This is a genomic window from Streptomyces endophyticus (genome assembly GCF_035798155.1).
Taxonomy (GTDB): domain Bacteria; phylum Actinomycetota; class Actinomycetes; order Streptomycetales; family Streptomycetaceae; genus Streptomyces; species Streptomyces endophyticus.
Map to the genome: position 1 here is coordinate 107,068 of NZ_JAOZYC010000099.1, position 16,585 is coordinate 123,652.

The window sequence follows — 16,585 nt, forward strand, 5'->3', positions numbered from 1 at the left end:
CCCGCGTCCCGCCCATGGCAGTTACGCTACGAGGCGTAGCGAAAGCTCGATCTCGTACGAGTGCCTCGGATCTGCACCCCGGGGCGGCCCGGACGAGCGGCAACCACAAGGCGCCGGGTGGGGACCCGGTGCCGAAAGCACACCAGGCCGAGTCCGCTCCGTGCCTCCAGATGCGTCTCGCATTCCGGCGGGAGGTGCACGGGGCAGGGCCCGGCCCACAACTGTCCGCGGAAGGGGGAGACTGTACGCATGCAGCCACGGAACATGTCCATGAGCGGAGTCGTCGATCTCGCCGCGGTGAAGGCGGCCCAGGAGGCCAAGTCGAAGGCGGAGCAGGCGCGCGCCGAGCAGGCCCGGCAGGGCGGTGGCGGTGCCGTGCCGCCGTCGAGCCTGGTCATCGACGTCAGTGAGGCGGACTTCGAAAGCGCGGTACTCCAGCGCTCCGCCGAGGTGCCCGTCGTCATCGACTTCTGGGCCGAGTGGTGCGAGCCCTGCAAGCAGCTGAGCCCGCTGCTCGAGCGGCTCGCCGCCGAGTACAGCGGCCGCTTCGTGCTCGCCAAGATCGACGTAGATGCCAACCAGATGCTGATGCAGCAGTTCGGGGTCCAGGGGATTCCGGCTGTCTTCGCGGTCGTCGCCGGGCAGGCCCTGCCCCTCTTCCAGGGCGCCGCCCCCGAGGAGCAGATCCGCGGCACCATCGACCAGTTGATCCAGGTCGCCGAGGAGCGCTTCGGGCTCACCGGCATCGCGGTCGACCCGGAAGCGGAGGGTGAGGCGCCGGTCGTGGAGGAGGCCCCGGTGGGTCCCTACGACGCGCTCCTCGAAGCGGCGGTGCAGGCCCTGGACGCCGGCGATCTCGACGGCGCCGTGCAGGCCTACAAGAACGTCCTGTCCGACGACCCCGGCAACAGCGAGGCCAAGCTCGGCCTCGGCCAGGCGCAGCTCCTCCAGCGCGTGCAGGGGCTCGACTCGCAGCAGGTCCGCAAGGACGCCGCCGAGAAGCCCGCCGACGCGCAGGCGCAGATCGCGGCGGCCGACCTGGATCTGGTCGGCGGCCATGTCGAGGACGCCTTCGGGCGGCTCGTCGAGACGGTGGGGCGCACGGCCGGCGAGGACCGGAACGCGGCGCGTGTACGACTGCTCGAACTGTTCGAGGTCGTGGGCGCCGACGATCCGCGCGTGACGACGGCGCGTACGGCTCTGGCCCGAGTTCTCTTCTGAGTCGTCAGTGACCAGTTGTTAAACACTGCGGCTTGTGATGCCGGAGTGAAAGTTCTGTCTTCTGAGGCGCACAGCGGCCGCGTTTTGCCAAAACTTGGCAATCGCGGCCGCTGTTACTTGGAGTAAGTCGGACTCGATCTTCTGTCCGCTTCTGTCCCACATTCAACCTGTATAACAACTCGCTTGACGGCACCCTCAGTTGTTGTTCGGTATCGCTCCGTCGGTGTTCGGTTATCCGTCCGTTACCCGCCAGTAACGAACCCCCTTGTGTCAGCGCCTCGAATGCACCACGATCGGGCACGCTCGGTCCTCTCCCCACCGTCCGACAGCCAATCGTGCGGCGGGGTTTTTGGGTCCCCACCGGGTGGTCGACGGCGAACCAAGGGGAGCGCCGGCGGTCCAGGACAGGGGGGTCTCAGTCGTTCGTTCGACTGGGCCTGTCCAGCAGGTTGCGCGTGATGGCTCAGGTGCGACCAGTGGTTGTCGCTCGGGGGTGATCGCCGGTGATCAGGATGCGGTGCAGACCAGCACTCCCGATGCGGGCGCTCTCCTTCCCGAGGACGTAGCACTTCTCCCATCCCTGCCCGGCTGAGCCGCCTCTAGGGGCAGTCAGGGCCGGAGATGTACGTCCGAGAAGGAGGAACAGTCATGAAGTCCGTGACTCGTGGCGGAACCAGATGGAAGCGGTTCGCCGTAGTCATGGTGCCGAGCGTCGCGGCGACTGCCGCGATAGGTGTGGCCCTGTCTCAGGGTGCGCTCGCGGCATCGTTCAGTGTGTCGGGTCAGTCGTTCAAGGTGACGGCGGACTCCCTCGACGGCCAGGGCTTTGTCCAGTACGGCGCCGTCGACTCCGGCAAGACGGGTAACCACCCGGTGGCCGTGGTCGGCATGAAGACCGCGACGATCAACAACCTCTGCCAGTCGGTGGTTGTCCCCGTCCCGGTCTTCGGCGATGTGTCGATGAAGCTGTCGGCCGGTGCGCAGAAGAGCGCCCCGGTCGAGGCCAAGAGCCTCTACATCGACGCCGATGACTTGAAGGCCGATGCGACCTTCAAGAACATCGACATCGGTGTGGCGGCGGGTGACGCCAAGAAGGGCCCCGGTATCCACCAGGGCGACAAGGCCGACCCCAATGCGTTCGCCCAGCAGGCAGACTCGGTGCACTTCGAGAACGTCCAGCAGCGCGCGTGGGCCACGACGGCCGGCACCTTCAAGCTCTCCGGCCTCAAGATGAAGGTCCAGAAGGGCAAGCACGAGTGCTACTAGGCCCACAGGGCCCGTAAGGGGCCGGGGTCTTGTGCACTTGATGTGCTGAACGGCCGGGCGCGGGGGCACTCGCAGTGACATGGGGTCGTCCCCGTGCCCGTTTCCGGACAGCCACCATCACCACAGATCAACGCCTTTCCCGAGGAGCTGTACGACATGAGCGCCGAAGCGCACGCAGGACTGGGCCCCAAGCTTGGTCAGATGCGCCTATCGTTCCGAGGGTGGCGCGGTCAGCGCCCGTTCTGGGGCGGTCTGCTGTCAATCCTCGGCGGCCTCCCGATCATGTACTTCCCGTACGCGAACCTCGCGATCGGCAATATGACGATCAAGATGGCGACCACGGCCGGTGCCGGTTCGCTCATCATCGGCGTCTTGCTGGTCGTGCTCGGCCTGACGATGTGGTTCCAGCCGCATTCCCGTGTGTTCGCGGGTGTCGCGGCGATTCTTCTCGCCCTGGTCTCCCTCGTGGTTTCGAACTTCGGCGGCTTCGTCATCGGTTTCCTGCTCTCCCTCGTCGGCGGTGGCCTCGGTATCGCCTGGGCGCCGGCTGAGCGGCAGGACGAGTCAGCAGGGAAGGGCGGTGACCGCGCCACGTCCTCTCCGGACGCGGCACCGGTCGTACCGCCGGTTGCGGGAGCCACCTATCAGGTCGCGGGCGTAAACGACGACGCGTCAGGGACGAGCCCGAACAATGGGACGAACGGGAGGCACCGTGCCGGCTGACGAGGTGCACCACGAGGGCTCCGCGGAGCCTCGTGCGAGAACCGGGCCGCGGCATGCGGCGCGGCGGCATGCGGCACCAAAGAAGCATCTCTTCACCAAGATGCACATGCCGGCGGGCAAGGCGGTGGCTCTCGCGGCCATGCCCACGGCAGTGCTGATGGGGCTCGGCCTGACGCCGACGCTCGCGTCGGCCAAGGACAACCCGACGAAGTTCTCGGTCGACGACTACAAGGCGTGCGCCGACGCCGTCGATTCGAACAAGGACGACAAGGGGTCCGACGAGGCCAAGGACAAGGCCAAGGAGTCGGCGAAGCCGACCCCGACGCCGTCCGCCTCCGCCTCCAAGGACGGCTCCGAGGAGAAGAAGGAGAAGGCGACCCCGACTCCTTCACCGTCCGCCTCCGAGTCCAAGGACTCCGACGACAAGTCCACCGAGGATTCGGCCACGCCGTCGCCCTCGGCGTCGGAGACCAAGAACCCGCTGGACCCGCTGGGCGTCGGCGACGCCCTGAAGAAGCTCACGTCCGGCGACAAGGAGTCCGAGAGCGCGACTCCTTCGCCGTCGGCGTCGGAATCCTCGGGCGGTCTGCTCGGTGGCACCACCGACAAGGTGGACGACACGGTCAAGGACACGACCGGGTCGGTCAAGGACACCACCGACAAGCTCGGCGACACGGTCAAGGACACCACCGACAAGGTCAAGGACACGACCGACAAGGTGGGGGACGCGGCCAAGGACGCGACCAAGAACGTGGGCAACCCGCAGGGCTCCGGCAATGTGCCGGAGAACTGTCCGGCGGCCACGGACGCGTCGGGTGCCGACGAGGACACCCCGGCCCAGCTCCCGGACAAGTCCTGGAAGCTGCAGGCCAGTTCGCTCCTGCTCAAGGGGGCGGACTACAAGGGCCTGGTGGATGTGCGCATGGCCGACGGGTCGACCAAGCGCGTCATGAAGTACGTCATCTCCAAGGGCACGGACATCGGTGATCTGCACCAGATCGCCCCGGGCCCGAACGGGAAGTTCTTCCACATCCGGTCGGACAAGGGCTCCACGTCCACCATCCGCGATGGGCAGACGACGATGTACACGGAGGAGATCTCGGGCAATCTGTTCGGGCTCGTTCCGCTGACGTTCAACGCCAAGAACCCGCCGCCGCTCAACCTGCCGACCCTGTTCTTCACGAACGTCAAGGTCACGCAGGCCTCGCAGTTCGGCGGGACCCTGCACGTGCCCGGTCTGCACACCACGATCGAGGACAGCTGACCGTAGGCCCCAAGGCCCGTTCGGGAGCCGCACACGACAAAGGGCGCCCCCCTCAAGGGGGCGCCCTTTGTCATGCGCTGGGGCTCGTGCGCCCGGGCGAGGACCCGCGCGTCAGTCGCGCTCGCCGCCGCCCAGGTGGTGCACCCGGACCATGTTGGTGGTGCCGGGGACGCCGGGGGGCGAACCGGCGGTGATGACCACGGTGTCGCCGTCGTTGAAGCGGTTGAGCTTCACGAGCTCGGCGTCGACCAGGTCGACCATGCCGTCGGTGTTGTCCACGTGCGGCACGACGTGCGACTCGACGCCCCAGCTCAGCGCGAGCTGGTTGCGGGTCTCGTCGTCCGTGGTGAACGCCAGGATCGGCTGGGCCGCGCGGTAGCGGGAGAGCCGGCGGGCCGTGTCACCGGACTTGGTGAAGGCGACCAGCGCCTTGCCGTCCAGGAAGTCCGCGATCTCGCACGCGGCACGGGCCACCGAACCACCCTGTGTACGCGGCTTCTTGCCGGGCACGAGCGGCTGCAGGCCCTTGGAGAGCAGCTCCTCCTCGGCCGCCGTGACGATCTTCGACATCGTCTTGACGGTCTCGATCGGGTACGCGCCCACGCTCGACTCGGCGGACAGCATGACCGCGTCCGCGCCGTCCAGGATCGCGTTCGCGACGTCGGAGGCCTCGGCGCGCGTGGGGCGCGAGTTGGTGATCATCGACTCCATCATCTGGGTCGCGACGATCACCGGCTTGGCGTTGCGGCGGCACATCTCCACGAGGCGCTTCTGCACCATCGGGACCTTCTCGAGCGGGTACTCGACGGCGAGGTCACCACGGGCGACCATGATCCAGTCGAAGGCGGCGACGACGCCTTCCATGTTGTCGACGGCCTGCGGCTTCTCGACCTTGGCGCCGACGGGGACCCGGCGGCCCTCCTCGTCCATGATCTTGTGGACGTCCTTGACGTCGTTGGCGTCGCGCACGAAGGACAGGGCGACCATGTCGCAGCCCATCTTCAGGGCGAAGCGCAGGTCCTCGATGTCCTTCTCGGACAGGGCCGGGACGTTCACCGCCGCGCCGGGCAGGTTGATGCCCTTGTGGTCGGAGATGACACCGCCCTCGACGACGATCGTCTTGACGCGCGGTCCGTCGACCTCGACGACGCGCAGCTCGACGTTGCCGTCGTTGATCAGGACCTGGTCGCCCTTGGAGACGTCGCCGGGCAGACCCTTGTAGGTCGTGCCGCAGATCGACTTGTCACCGGGTACGTCCTCGGTGGTGATGGTGAACTCGTCACCACGAACCAGCTCGACGGGGCCCTCGGCGAAGGTCTCCAGGCGGATCTTCGGGCCCTGGAGGTCGGCGAGCACACCCACGGCGCGGCCCGTCTTCTTGGCGGCGGCGCGAACACGGTCGTAGCGACCCTGGTGCTCGGCGTGGGTGCCGTGGCTGAAGTTGAATCGGGCCACATTCATGCCGGCCTCGATCAGCGAGACGAGCTGCTCTTCGGAGTCGACGGCGGGGCCCAGCGTGCAGACGATTTTGGAACGGCGCATGGGGGCGATCCTATCGGTTTGTTTCGCTACGGAATATTCCGTCTGGTGGAATCTACAAATGGGCGGGCGGGCGCTCAGTCGTTGCGGTTCTGGACCAGGGCGTAGGTCTGCTGCGCGATCTCCAGCTCCTCGTCGGTCGGCACCACGGCCACGGCCACGCGGGCGTATTCGGGGGAGATGAGCCGGGGTTCGTCGGAACGTACGGAATTGAGCTCGCCGTCGACCGCGAGACCCAGCTCCTCCAGGCCCGCGACCGCAGCCTCGCGCACCGGCGCCGCGTTCTCGCCGACCCCGGCCGTGAACGCGACCGCGTCCACCCGGCCGAGCACCGCGTAGTAGGAGCCGATGTACTTCTTCAGGCGGTGGACGTAGATGTCGAAGGCGAGCCGCGCCTCCTCGTCGCCCTCGTCGATGCGGCGACGGATCTCCCGCATGTCGTTGTCCCCGCAGAGCCCGATCAGGCCGGACTTCTTGTTGAGCAGATCGTCGATCTCGTCCGCCGACATCTTGCCCACGCGCATCAGATGGAAGATGACGGCCGGGTCGACATCTCCCGAACGCGTACCCATCACAAGCCCTTCGAGCGGGGTGAGGCCCATCGAGGTCTCCACGCACTGCCCGCCGCGGACCGCGGAGGCCGAGGCGCCGTTGCCCAGGTGCAGCACGATGACGTTGACGTCCTCGGGCCGCTTGCCGAGCAGCTCGGCCGTCTTGCGGGAGACGTACGCGTGCGAGGTGCCGTGGAAGCCGTAGCGCCGGATGCGGTGCTCGTCGGCGGTCTTCACGTCGATCGCGTAGCGCGCGGCCGACTCCGGCATCGTCGTGTGGAACGCCGTGTCGAAGACGGCGACCTGCGGCAGGTCGGGGCGCAGCGTCTGCGCGGTGCGGATGCCGGTCAGGTTCGCCGGGTTGTGCAGCGGTGCCACCGGGATGAGCCGCTCCACCTCCTTGAGCACCGCGTCGTCGATGACGGTCGGCTGCGTGAACAGCTTGCCGCCGTGCACCACGCGGTGGCCGATCGCGGCCAGCTCGGGGGAGTCCAGGCCGAGCCCGTCCTCGGTCAGCTCCGCGGCGACCGCCTTGAGCGCCTCTTCGTGGTCGGCGATCGGCCGGTTCTGCTCACGGGCCGCGCCGCCCGTGGCGAGCGGCGTGTGCTTCAGGCGGGAGGTCTCCTCACCGATCCGCTCGACCAGGCCGACGGCGAGGCGGGTGCTGTCCGCCATGTCGAGGAGCTGGTACTTCACCGACGAGGAGCCGGAGTTGAGGACGAGGATGCGAGTCGCGGTCACGGGTACTGCTTTCGATGGTGGGGATCAGTTGCTGGACGTCTGGGCCTGGATCGCCGTGATGACGACCGTGTTGACGATGTCCTGCACGAGCGCGCCGCGGGACAGGTCGTTGACCGGCTTGCGCAGGCCCTGCAGGACCGGTCCCACGGCGATCGCGCCGGCCGAGCGCTGGACGGCCTTGTACGTGTTGTTGCCGGTGTTGAGGTCGGGGAAGATCAGCACGCTGGCCTGGCCCGCGACCTCGGAATCCGGGAGCTTGGTCGCCGCGACGGTGGGCTCGACGGCGGCGTCGTACTGGATCGGCCCCTCGATCTTCAGGTCGGGGCGGGCCCCCTTGACGATCTCCGTGGCCTCGCGGACCTTGTCGACGTCGGCGCCGGAGCCCGAGGTGCCGGTGGAGTACGACAGCATCGCGATCCGCGGCTCGACGCCGAACTGCTCGGCGGTGCCTGCGGACTGGGTGGCGATGTCGGCGAGCTGCTGGGCGTTCGGGTCCGGGTTCACGGCGCAGTCGCCGTAGACGAGGACCTTGTCGGCCAGGCACATGAAGAAGACCGAGGAGACGATCGCGGCGTCCGGCTTCGTCTTGATGATCTCGAAGGCGGGCCGGATGGTGGCGGCCGTGGAGTGCACGGACCCCGACACCATGCCGTCGGCGAGGCCCTCCTGGACCATCAGCGTGCCGAAGTAGTTCACGTCGGCGACCACGTCGTGGGCCAGCTCCGGCGTGATGCCCTTGTGGGCGCGCAGCGCCGCGTACGCGTCGGCGAACCGTTCCCGCAGCGCCGAGGTCTGCGGGTCGATGATGTCGCTGTCGGCGAGGTCGACGCCGAGGTCGGCGGCCTTCTTGCGGATCTGCTCGACCGGGCCGAGCAGCGTCAGATCGCAGACGCCGCGGCGCAGGAGCACGTCGGCGGCGCGCAGCACGCGCTCCTCGGTGCCCTCGGGCAGCACGACGCGGCGCTTGTCCGAGCGGGCCTGCTCCAGGAGCTTGTGCTCGAACATCATCGGCGTCAGGCGGTCGGAGGACGGCGCCTGGATGGTCTTCAGCAGGCCCGCCGTGTCGACGTACTTCTCGAAGACGCCGAGGGCGGTCTCCGCCTTGCGCGGCGTCGCGGCGTTCAACTTGCCTTCCATGGCGAAGAGTTCGGCCGCCGTGGGGAAGGAGCCACCGGCCACCGCGATCACCGGGGTGCCGGGCGCGAGGCGCCCGGAGAGCTTGAGGATCGCCTCGCCGGGCCGCTCGTTCAGGGTCAGGATCACGCCCGCGATCGACGGGGTCCCGGCGCTGTGCGCGGCGAGCGCGCCGACGACCAGGTCCGCGCGGTCGCCGGGGGTGACGACCATGCAGCCGGGGGTCAGGGCGTTGAGGAAGTTCGGCAGCATGGCGCCGCCGAAGACGAAGTCGAGGGCGTCCCGGGCGAGCCCCGAGTCGTCGCCGAGCAGCACCTTGCCGCCCAGCGCATGGGTGATCTGGGCGACGGTCGGCGCGGCGAGCGCGGGCTCGTCGGGCAGTACGTAGCAGGGCACCGGCAGCCGCCCCGTGAGCCGCTCGTGCACGTCGTCCCGGTCGCCCGGCGCCACGCGGTTGACGACCATCGCGAGGACGTCGCAGCCCAGGCCGTCATAGGCGCGGTAGGCGTTGCGGGCCTCGGCGCGGACCGATTCCTCCGTCTGCTTCTTGCCGCCGACGACGGGGATCACGGAGGCGCCGAACTCGTTGGCGAGGCGGGCGTTGAGGGCCAGCTCGTCCGGGAGCTGGGTGTCGGCGAAGTCGGTGCCGAGCACGAGCACGACGTCGAATTCGCGGGCCACCTGGTGGAACCGGTCGACCAGGCGCGAGACCAGCTCGTCCGTGCCCTGCTCGGCCTGGATCGCGGAGGCCTCGTGGTAGTCGAGTCCGTACACCGTCGCCGGGTCCTGTGACAGGCGGTAGCGCGCCCGCAGCAGGTCGAAGAGCCGGTCGGGGCCGTCGTGGACGAGTGGCCGGAAGACTCCCACCCGGTCGACCTGACGGGTCAGGAGCTCCATGACCCCCAGTTCCACGACCTGGCGGCCGTCGCCGCGATCGATCCCGGTCACGTACACGCTGCGCGTCACGCGTGCTCTCCGTTTCCCTCATGGTTCTTCTCGCTCGAACCCGACTTTTACGGGTCGATTCGGTCTCTTTCGGGTCAAAAAAAGGCGCGCAATGGAAGCCGTGCCCCCTTGACAATACCTCCGTCGGTGGCTAGGTCGCCCGCCGGACAGAAGGCCTTTTCCTCTGGGTCCAAGTGCCCATGGAACCCCTGCCGAAGCTCCCTGCACAGCCGCGCGCGAGCGCGTCGCCTCCCAGAGCGTGGAACAATCGGCATCGCTCACCGACGTACCAGTAGCGAGCAGGAGACACAGCACGATGCGCATCGGAGTTCTCACCGCAGGCGGCGACTGCCCTGGCCTGAACGCAGTGATCCGGTCGGTCGTGCACCGAGCCGTCACGCACTACGGCGACGAGGTGCTCGGTTTCGAGGATGGCTACGCGGGGCTGCTCGACGGGCGCTACCGCCCGCTCGATCTGAACGCGGTCAGCGGCATCCTCGCCCGTGGCGGCACCATTCTCGGCTCCTCCCGACTGGAGCGCGACCGATTCCGAGCGGCCTGCGAGAACGCCAAGCAGCTCGCCGAGGAGATCGGTTTCGACGCCCTCATCCCGATCGGCGGCGAGGGCACGCTGACGGCGGCCCGCATGCTGTCCGACGCGGGCCTGCCGGTCGTCGGCGTACCCAAGACGATCGACAACGACATCTCCTCCACCGACCGCACCTTCGGCTTCGACACGGCCGTCGGCGTCGCCACCGAGGCGATCGACCGGCTCAAGACGACCGCAGAGTCCCACCAGCGCGTCATGGTCGTCGAGGTCATGGGCCGGCACGCGGGCTGGATCGCCCTGGAGTCCGGCATGGCGGGCGGCGCCCACGGCATCTGCCTGCCCGAGCGGCCCTTCGACCCGGCCGACCTGGTCAAGATGGTCGAGCAGCGGTTCGCGAACGGCAAGAAGTTCGCCGTCGTCTGCGTCGCCGAGGGCGCGCACCCCGCCGAGGGCACCATGGACTACGGCACGGGCGCCATCGACCAGTTCGGCCACGAGCGCTTCCAGGGCATCGGCACCGCGCTCTCCTACGAGCTGGAGAGCCGCCTCGGCAAGGAGGCCCGCCCGGTCATCCTGGGGCACGTGCAGCGCGGCGGCACCCCCACCGCGTACGACCGCGTGCTCGCCACCCGGTTCGGCTGGCACGCCGTGGAGGCCGTGCACCGCGGCGAGTTCGGCAAGATGACGGCGCTGTACGGCACCGACATCGCGATGGTGCCGCTCGCCGAGGCGGTCACCGAGCTGAAGACGGTCCCGAAGGACCGGATGGACGAGGCGGAGTCGGTCTTCTAGACCCTTACGGATGACGGATCCTGGACCAGAACTCGTCCAGGATCCGCTCCAGGAACTGCCGCCCCGCGTCCCCGGCCCCCGGGGACGTGCCACCGCCCCAGCTCAGCGTGGCGGCCATCAGCGCCTGGTACTCCAGGTGCATCTCGTGCAGTACGTCCTCCAGCTCGCGGCGCTGCACCGGCACCAGCCGGGCGATCGGCCGCACGGACCCCTGCCAGCGCGTCCGCGCCGCGTCCCGCAGCAGCTCCGCGAGGTGCGCGTCCCGTCCGGTCACCGTCGCGAGCGCGCGCGGGGTGAGCCGCAGCGCCTCGGCGAGCGCCGTCGACTGCCGGTCGTTGCCCTGCCAGTCGCCCGTCTCCTCCATCCGCAGATACGAGTGGATCTCCAGGCCCACGGAGCGGGCCACGTCCTCCGGGGCGAGCCCCAGCGCGAGCCGGTGCTCGCGCAGCGTCCGCGGCACGCCGATGAGTTCGCTCAGCGAGCACCACAACGCACCGGCGAGCGCCGTGAGTTCGCCCGCGGAGGGGGCCGCGTCGCCCCGCTCCCAGGCGACGATGACGTCCGGAGTGATGTGCCCGAGCCCGTACGAGGCACGCATGCCGTACGCGACGTGCCCCGGCGCCATCCCGAGCGCTTCGCGCAGGCGCCGGGCGGCGGGGGCATTGAACGGTGGTGTCGGCTGGTTGGACGTCGCGTGGTGCTGCACGGGCACAAAGTAGGGGGTCACGGGGCGTTTGGCTACAGTCCGCGCTCATCCCTTTACAGCACCGCTCAGCGCGAAACCGCCGCCGAAGCGCCGCGAGACCAGGACGTACAGCAGCACCACGGGCGTCGAGTAGATGATGGAGAACGCGGCGAGCTGCCCGTACACGACGGTGCCCCGGTTGCCGAAGAAGTCGTTGATGCTGACCGAGGCCGGCATCTGGTCGGGGGAGAGCAGCAGCATGAACGGGACGAAGAAGTTCCCCCACATCATCGCGAACGAGTACACGGTGACGACGGCGACCCCGGGCCCCATCAGCGGCAGCACGATCCGGACGAGCCCCTGGAAGGTGTTCGCGCCGTCCGTCCAGGCCGCCTCCTCCAGCTCCTTCGGCACACCGTCCATGAAGTTCTTCATCAGCCATACGGCGAACGGGAGTTGGGACGCGGCGAAGAAGTAGATCGTGCCCGACATCGTGTCGATCAGGTTCACCTGCACGAACAGCGCGTACACCGGGACCATCACCGCGGTGATCGGCAGACAGGTCGCGAACAGGGTCGTCGTGAGGAACGGGGTGTTCAGCCGCGAGCGGTACCGCGAGAGCGGATACGCGGCGAGCGCGGCGCAGCCGACCGTGAGGACCGTCGCGCCGCCGCACAGGAGCAGCGAGTTCAGCAGCGGTGTGAAGGTGACGTCGGGTTTGAGGACGTCGTCGAAATTGCCGAACGTCAGCTCCGACGGCCACTTCACCCGCAGATTCGCCTCGGCGTCGACCGACGACAGGACGACCCAGGCGAGCGGCAGCGAGAAGGCGAGCGCGACGACGAACAGTGCCGCGTCCGCCGAAAGTCGTCTACGGATACGGGTCTTCACTCAGTCCTCCGTGCGCAGCAGCCGCATGTACACCAGCGAGAACAGGGAGCCGACCACGAGCAGCAGCAGCGCGACCGCGGTGCCGTAGCCGATCATGCTCTTCTGGAAGGCCTGCTCGTACATGAACAGGGGCAGGGTCTGGCTGTGATTGCCGGGCCCGCCGCGGGTCATCACCCAGATCAGGCCGAAGACCGACAGGGTCTGCAGGGTGTTCAGCATCAGGTTCGTGCCGATGGAGCGGCGGATCATCGGCAGCGTGATGTGCCACAGGCGCTGCCAGGCGTTCGCGCCGTCCACCTCGGCGGACTCGGTGACCTCCGTCGGGATCTCGGCGAGGGCCGCCGAGTACACGAGCATCGAGAAGGCGGTGCCGCGCCACACGTTCGCGAACGACACGGCCAGGATCGGCAGCGTGAACAGCCAGTTCTGGCCGGGCAGTTGGAGCCAGTCGAGGATCGCGTTGAGGGTGCCCTCGCGGCGGAAGAACGCGTACAGCAGAAACCCTGCGACGACCTCCGGCAGCACCCACGCCGTCACCACGACCGCCCCGGTGACCGTCCTGACCGGCTTCGACGCGCGCTGCATCAGCGCCGCGAGCGCGAGCCCCAGCGTGTTCTGGCCGACGATCGACGACAGGAACGTGAAGACGAGCGTCAGCCACACGGCGTTCAGGAAAGCGTCGTCCTTGAACGCCGCCGTGAAGTTGTCGAAGCCGACGAAGGACGACTCCGCCTGCCCGGTCAGCTGCAGATCGGTGAAGGCGATATAGGCGCAGTACGCGATCGGGCCCGCGAGGAAGAGGGCCATGAGGACGGTCGCCGGGGCGACCGGTACGAGCCGGAGGACGGTTCTGCGACGGGTGCTGGTGCTGGTACGGGTATCGGTATGGGTCACTGTGGCGCTCGCCTCTGCCTCAACTCCCTTCCGGCTACGGCTTCTTGACGACCTTCCCGTCCGCCGCCGTCCTCACCTGCTCGTCGTACGTCGACGCCGCCTTGTCGACCGAGGCGTCACCGGTCGTCACCGACTCCATCGCCTCCTGGATCGCCGTGGAGACCTTCGGGTACGCGGGGTAGGCGGGGCGGTAGTGGGTGCTCGCCACCAGGTCCGTGAAGAACTTGATGCCGGGCTGCGCCTTCACGTACGCGGGGTCGGCGGCGACGTCCTTGCGGACCGCGATGCCGGAGTTGGCGATGTACCAGCGCTTCGCGTTCTCCTTGGTCTGCATCGTCTTGATGAAGTCGAAGGCGAGGTCGGGATTGGCCGCCTTGGCCGGGACCGCCCAGGTCCAGCCGCCGGACATGGAGACCTTGCCGGGTGCCTGACCGGTCTGCGTCGGCATGTGGGCGAGGCCGAGCTTCTTCGACCACTCGGGCCACTCGTGCCCGCTGCCCTTGATCCAGTCCTGCGGCAGCCAGGAGCCGTCGAGGTTGATGCCGAGCTTGCCCTCGGGCAGCAGCTCACCGCGCACCTGGGTGGGGAAGTTCGGGTCGAGGGCGTCGGAGACGTCGGGGCCGAGCTTCTCCTTGAAGACCGTCCGCACGAAATTCAGGCTGTCCTTGAACGCCTTCGAGCCCGTGACCCACTTGCCCGTGGCCTTGTCGTAGAGCGGGTCCGCGGCCCCCGTGCCGGTCCCGTACAGGAGCATCTGGAAGCCCTGCATCGTCGATGCCTCGCCGGCCGGCTTTCCGGTGTAGACGTTCAGCGGGGTGACGCCGGGGACCTTCTGTTTGATGGTGCGGGCGGCGTCCAGGACCTCGTCCCAGTTCTTCGGCTGCCAGGGCAGCGTGATGCCGGCCTTCTTCAGGATCGCCTTGTCGTACCAGAGGCCGCGGGTGTCGGTGCCGTCCGGGACGCCGTACGTCTTCCCGTCCCGCGCCTTCGCCGCGGTCTTCGCCGTGCCGATGAACTGGTCCCAGTCCGACCACTTCTCCAGATAGGGGTCGAGGGGCTTCAGATATCCGCTGGCGATGTCGGAGTTGATGAGGAAGGTGTCCTCGTAGACGAGGTCCGGAGCCGTCCTCGGGGAGCGGAGCATCTGCTGGAGCTTCGTGTAGTACTCCGCGTCCGGCGCCTTGATCGGGACGAACTCCACCTTCTTGCCGGGGTGCGCCTTCTCGAACTTCTTCTTCATCGCGGCCAGGTAGTCGTCCATGACCTTGACCTTGTTGTCCATGGACTGCTTGAAGGAAACCTTGATGGTGTCCGAGTCGCTTCCGGAGCCGCCGCCGCAGGCGGTGAGCGTCGCGGCGGCCAGCAGAGCGGTGGCGGTGAGGATCGGGGCGGTGGGGCGCACGGGCACGACCTCCTACGGAGCATCGCGGGCTCCGTTGCCCGCGGGGCTGCCCAGGAACGTATGGGCGCTGCCGATCAGGGTCAATGGGTGTGGAAAGTTAGGTAAGGCTAAGCTAAGTTAATCTTTGGGTGGCGCCGCAACGCCCCCATCCGTGAAGGAGATTGACGCAGCATGCCTCGAATCACCCCCAGGATCCGCCGTTCCGCCGCCGTCGCCGTGGCCCTCGTCGCGGGCGCCACGCTCGCCCCCGCGGGCGCCGCGAGCGCCGACCCGGGCGCCACCGCTTCCGCCTCCGCCCCGGTCACCAAAGGCCTCTACCAGTCGGCGTACTCGGAGCGGAACCACGCCCTTTGGACCACGTCGGCGGTGGGCCGCCCTCCGGTGACCAACTCCGCGCTCACCAGGCTCGACCCGGTCACGCTCAAGGTCGAGGCGACGTACACGCCGCCGGTCACCGACGCGGCCACCGGCGCCGTCGAGGCGGTCTACGGCATCGCGGTCGACGACGAGCACAACACCGTGTGGGTCACCAACACCCGCGACAACTCGGTCGCCGTCTACAGCCAGCGCGACGGCTCCCACCTCGCCACGCTGCCGAACGTCGCCCACGCCCGCGAGGTCGTGGTGGACGAGAGGCACGACACCGTGTGGGCGAGCGGCTTCGGAGACGGCAGCGTCGTGGGCTTCGACAGCCGTACGTTCGCCGAGAAGAAGCGCGTCACCGTCGAGGGCGCGGGCCCGACCGGCCTCGCCGTCGACGAGCGCACCGGCACGGTCTACGCCGCCGACCTCACCAACGACCAACTGATCGAGGTCACGCGGAAATCCACGAAGCCGCGCCTCATCCCGACCGGCGAAGGACCCCTCTCCGTGGCCCTCTCGAAGAACGGCCGCACCGCCTACACCGCCGACAACACCGCGGGCACCGTCTCCGTCGTCGACCTGCACAAGGGCCTGATCACCAAGTCGGTGCCGACGGGCGCGGGCCCCCTGTCCGTGGCGAACGACGACCGGTCCGGCAAGGTCGTCGCCGTGAACCGCACCGACGCGACCGCCAGCGTCGTCGACCCGCGCAAGGGCTCCGTCGTCAAAACGGTGAGCACGGGGGCCAACCCCAACCACGTCGAGATCGCGCGCGGCACGGCGTACGTCGTGGACAAGTCGGGCACGGGCCCTGCGGGCGAGGACACACTGACGCGGTTCGGCGTGCGGAAATAGCGACTGCGCCTACTTCCAGGTGTAGACGAGCTCCGGGCGGCCCACCTGTCCGTACTGCGGGCTGCGCACGGCCCGCCCGGAGTCGACCAGGTGCTCCAGATACCGGCGGGCCGTGATCCGCGAGATGCCCACCGTCTCCGCGGCGGCCGCCGCCGTCAGGCCCTCGGGCGCCTCCCGCAGCGTGTGCGTGACCCGCTCGAGGGTGGGCGCGCTCAGCCCCTTGGGCAGCGCGGCGGGCGCCGGAGAGCGCAGGGTCGCTATCGCCCGGTCGACCTCGTCCTGCCCGGACGCCTCGCCGGACGTCGCGCGGTACTCGGCGTAGCGCACCAGGCGGTCCCGCAGGGTCGCGAACGTGAACGGCTTCAGCACGTACTGCACGACCCCGAGCGACACCCCCTCCCGGACCACCGCGAGATCGCGCGCGGACGTGACCGCGACGACGTCCGCCTGATGCCCGGCCGCGCGCAGCGAGCGGGCGAGCGAAAGCCCGTGGCCGTCCGGCAGGTGCAGGTCGAGCAGGAGCAGGTCCACGGGGTTGCGGTCCAGGAACCGCCTGGCCTGCGCCGCCGAGTGCACCTTCCCCACGGCCGTGAAACCGGGGACCCGGCCGACGTACAGCGCGTGCGCGTCGGCAGCAACGGGGTCGTCTTCGACGACGAGGACCCGGATGGTGCGGTCGAGCTCACTCATGGGGTTCCTCTTCCTACGGTTCCGGCACTATCAGCCCCGCCGGCGATTGAGGCGCGGGGTCCGGGGCAGAGCCCCGCGG

14 protein-coding genes are annotated in these 16,585 nt (G+C 68.8%); 6 read left to right on the plus strand and 8 right to left on the minus strand.

Features of this window, described 5'->3' with window-relative positions; all coding sequences use genetic code 11:
- Positions 1-249 precede the first annotated feature (249 nt).
- The 4 genes from OKJ99_RS14880 to OKJ99_RS14895 all read left to right on the plus strand — a co-directional run bounded on the left by OKJ99_RS14880 (position 250) and on the right by OKJ99_RS14895 (position 4,474).
- Positions 250-1,221: a tetratricopeptide repeat protein gene (locus OKJ99_RS14880; protein ID WP_326016657.1), complete on the plus strand. Its 972-nt coding sequence runs from the start codon at positions 250-252 to the stop codon at positions 1,219-1,221.
- Between the two features lie 648 nt (positions 1,222-1,869).
- Positions 1,870-2,487, plus strand: a complete 618-nt coding sequence (locus OKJ99_RS14885; RefSeq protein ID WP_326016658.1) for a DUF6230 family protein — start codon at positions 1,870-1,872, stop codon at positions 2,485-2,487.
- Between the two features lie 156 nt (positions 2,488-2,643).
- A complete protein-coding gene (locus OKJ99_RS14890) occupies positions 2,644-3,210 on the plus strand; it encodes a DUF6114 domain-containing protein (RefSeq protein ID WP_326016660.1) in 567 nt (188 codons plus the stop codon).
- 106 nt (positions 3,211-3,316) lie between these two features.
- Positions 3,317-4,474, plus strand: a complete 1,158-nt coding sequence (locus tag OKJ99_RS14895; RefSeq protein ID WP_326016662.1) for a hypothetical protein — start codon at positions 3,317-3,319, stop codon at positions 4,472-4,474.
- Positions 4,475-4,585: 111 nt separating this feature from the next.
- Here OKJ99_RS14895 and pyk read toward each other — a convergent pair whose 3' ends face one another.
- The 3 genes from pyk to pta all read right to left on the minus strand — a co-directional run bounded on the left by pyk (position 4,586) and on the right by pta (position 9,405).
- Positions 4,586-6,016, minus strand: coding sequence for a pyruvate kinase (gene pyk, locus OKJ99_RS14900; protein WP_326016664.1), 1,431 nt, complete (start codon positions 6,014-6,016; stop codon positions 4,586-4,588).
- Between the two features lie 74 nt (positions 6,017-6,090).
- On the minus strand, positions 6,091-7,305 hold the full coding sequence (locus OKJ99_RS14905) for an acetate kinase (protein WP_326016665.1): 1,215 nt from the start codon (positions 7,303-7,305) through the stop codon (positions 6,091-6,093).
- Between the two features lie 24 nt (positions 7,306-7,329).
- The gene (gene pta / locus OKJ99_RS14910; protein ID WP_326016666.1) at positions 7,330-9,405 is read right to left on the minus strand and encodes a phosphate acetyltransferase; all 2,076 of its coding nucleotides are present in this window, start codon (positions 9,403-9,405) and stop codon (positions 7,330-7,332) included.
- A gap of 295 nt (positions 9,406-9,700) precedes the next feature.
- Between pta and OKJ99_RS14915 the strand changes: the two genes are divergently transcribed.
- Entirely contained in the window at positions 9,701-10,726 is a 1,026-nt protein-coding gene (locus OKJ99_RS14915) for an ATP-dependent 6-phosphofructokinase (RefSeq protein WP_326016668.1), read from the plus strand.
- A gap of 4 nt (positions 10,727-10,730) precedes the next feature.
- On the opposite strand, the gene OKJ99_RS14920 is transcribed toward OKJ99_RS14915, so the two are convergent.
- The 4 genes from OKJ99_RS14920 to OKJ99_RS14935 form a co-directional block, all read right to left on the minus strand.
- Positions 10,731-11,438 (minus strand): helix-turn-helix domain-containing protein, encoded by a 708-nt coding sequence (locus OKJ99_RS14920; protein WP_407700699.1) that lies wholly within the window; start codon positions 11,436-11,438, stop codon positions 10,731-10,733.
- Positions 11,439-11,477: 39 nt separating this feature from the next.
- Positions 11,478-12,302: a carbohydrate ABC transporter permease gene (locus tag OKJ99_RS14925; RefSeq protein ID WP_326016671.1), complete on the minus strand. Its 825-nt coding sequence runs from the start codon at positions 12,300-12,302 to the stop codon at positions 11,478-11,480.
- Complete coding sequence (locus tag OKJ99_RS14930; protein ID WP_326016686.1) at positions 12,303-13,109, minus strand: carbohydrate ABC transporter permease; 807 nt, start codon at positions 13,107-13,109, stop codon at positions 12,303-12,305. It abuts the gene before it with no gap.
- A 121-nt stretch (positions 13,110-13,230) separates the two neighbouring features.
- Positions 13,231-14,598, minus strand: a complete 1,368-nt coding sequence (locus OKJ99_RS14935; RefSeq protein WP_326016673.1) for an ABC transporter substrate-binding protein — start codon at positions 14,596-14,598, stop codon at positions 13,231-13,233.
- Positions 14,599-14,769: 171 nt separating this feature from the next.
- Between OKJ99_RS14935 and OKJ99_RS14940 the strand changes: the two genes are divergently transcribed.
- Positions 14,770-15,816, plus strand: a complete 1,047-nt coding sequence (locus OKJ99_RS14940) for a YncE family protein (RefSeq protein ID WP_326016674.1) — start codon at positions 14,770-14,772, stop codon at positions 15,814-15,816.
- A 9-nt stretch (positions 15,817-15,825) separates the two neighbouring features.
- On the opposite strand, the gene OKJ99_RS14945 is transcribed toward OKJ99_RS14940, so the two are convergent.
- Positions 15,826-16,506, minus strand: coding sequence for a response regulator (locus OKJ99_RS14945; protein WP_326016676.1), 681 nt, complete (start codon positions 16,504-16,506; stop codon positions 15,826-15,828).
- Positions 16,507-16,585: the final 79 nt, after the last annotated feature.

Bases quoted from the DNA above. Each gene is read 5' to 3' on its own strand.
- OKJ99_RS14880 (WP_326016657.1), top strand. From the start codon at position 250: ATGCAGCCACGGAACATGTCCATGAGCGGAGTCGTCGATCTCGCCGCG.
- OKJ99_RS14885 (WP_326016658.1), top strand. From the start codon at position 1,870: ATGAAGTCCGTGACTCGTGGCGGAACCAGATGGAAGCGGTTCGCCGTA.
- OKJ99_RS14890 (WP_326016660.1), top strand. From the start codon at position 2,644: ATGAGCGCCGAAGCGCACGCAGGACTGGGCCCCAAGCTTGGTCAGATG.
- OKJ99_RS14895 (WP_326016662.1), top strand. From the start codon at position 3,317: ATGCCGGCGGGCAAGGCGGTGGCTCTCGCGGCCATGCCCACGGCAGTG.
- pyk (WP_326016664.1), bottom strand. From the start codon at position 6,016: ATGCGCCGTTCCAAAATCGTCTGCACGCTGGGCCCCGCCGTCGACTCC.
- OKJ99_RS14915 (WP_326016668.1), top strand. From the start codon at position 9,701: ATGCGCATCGGAGTTCTCACCGCAGGCGGCGACTGCCCTGGCCTGAAC.
- OKJ99_RS14930 (WP_326016686.1), bottom strand. From the start codon at position 13,109: ATGGCCCTCTTCCTCGCGGGCCCGATCGCGTACTGCGCCTATATCGCC.
- OKJ99_RS14940 (WP_326016674.1), top strand. From the start codon at position 14,770: ATGCCTCGAATCACCCCCAGGATCCGCCGTTCCGCCGCCGTCGCCGTG.
- OKJ99_RS14945 (WP_326016676.1), bottom strand. From the start codon at position 16,506: ATGAGTGAGCTCGACCGCACCATCCGGGTCCTCGTCGTCGAAGACGAC.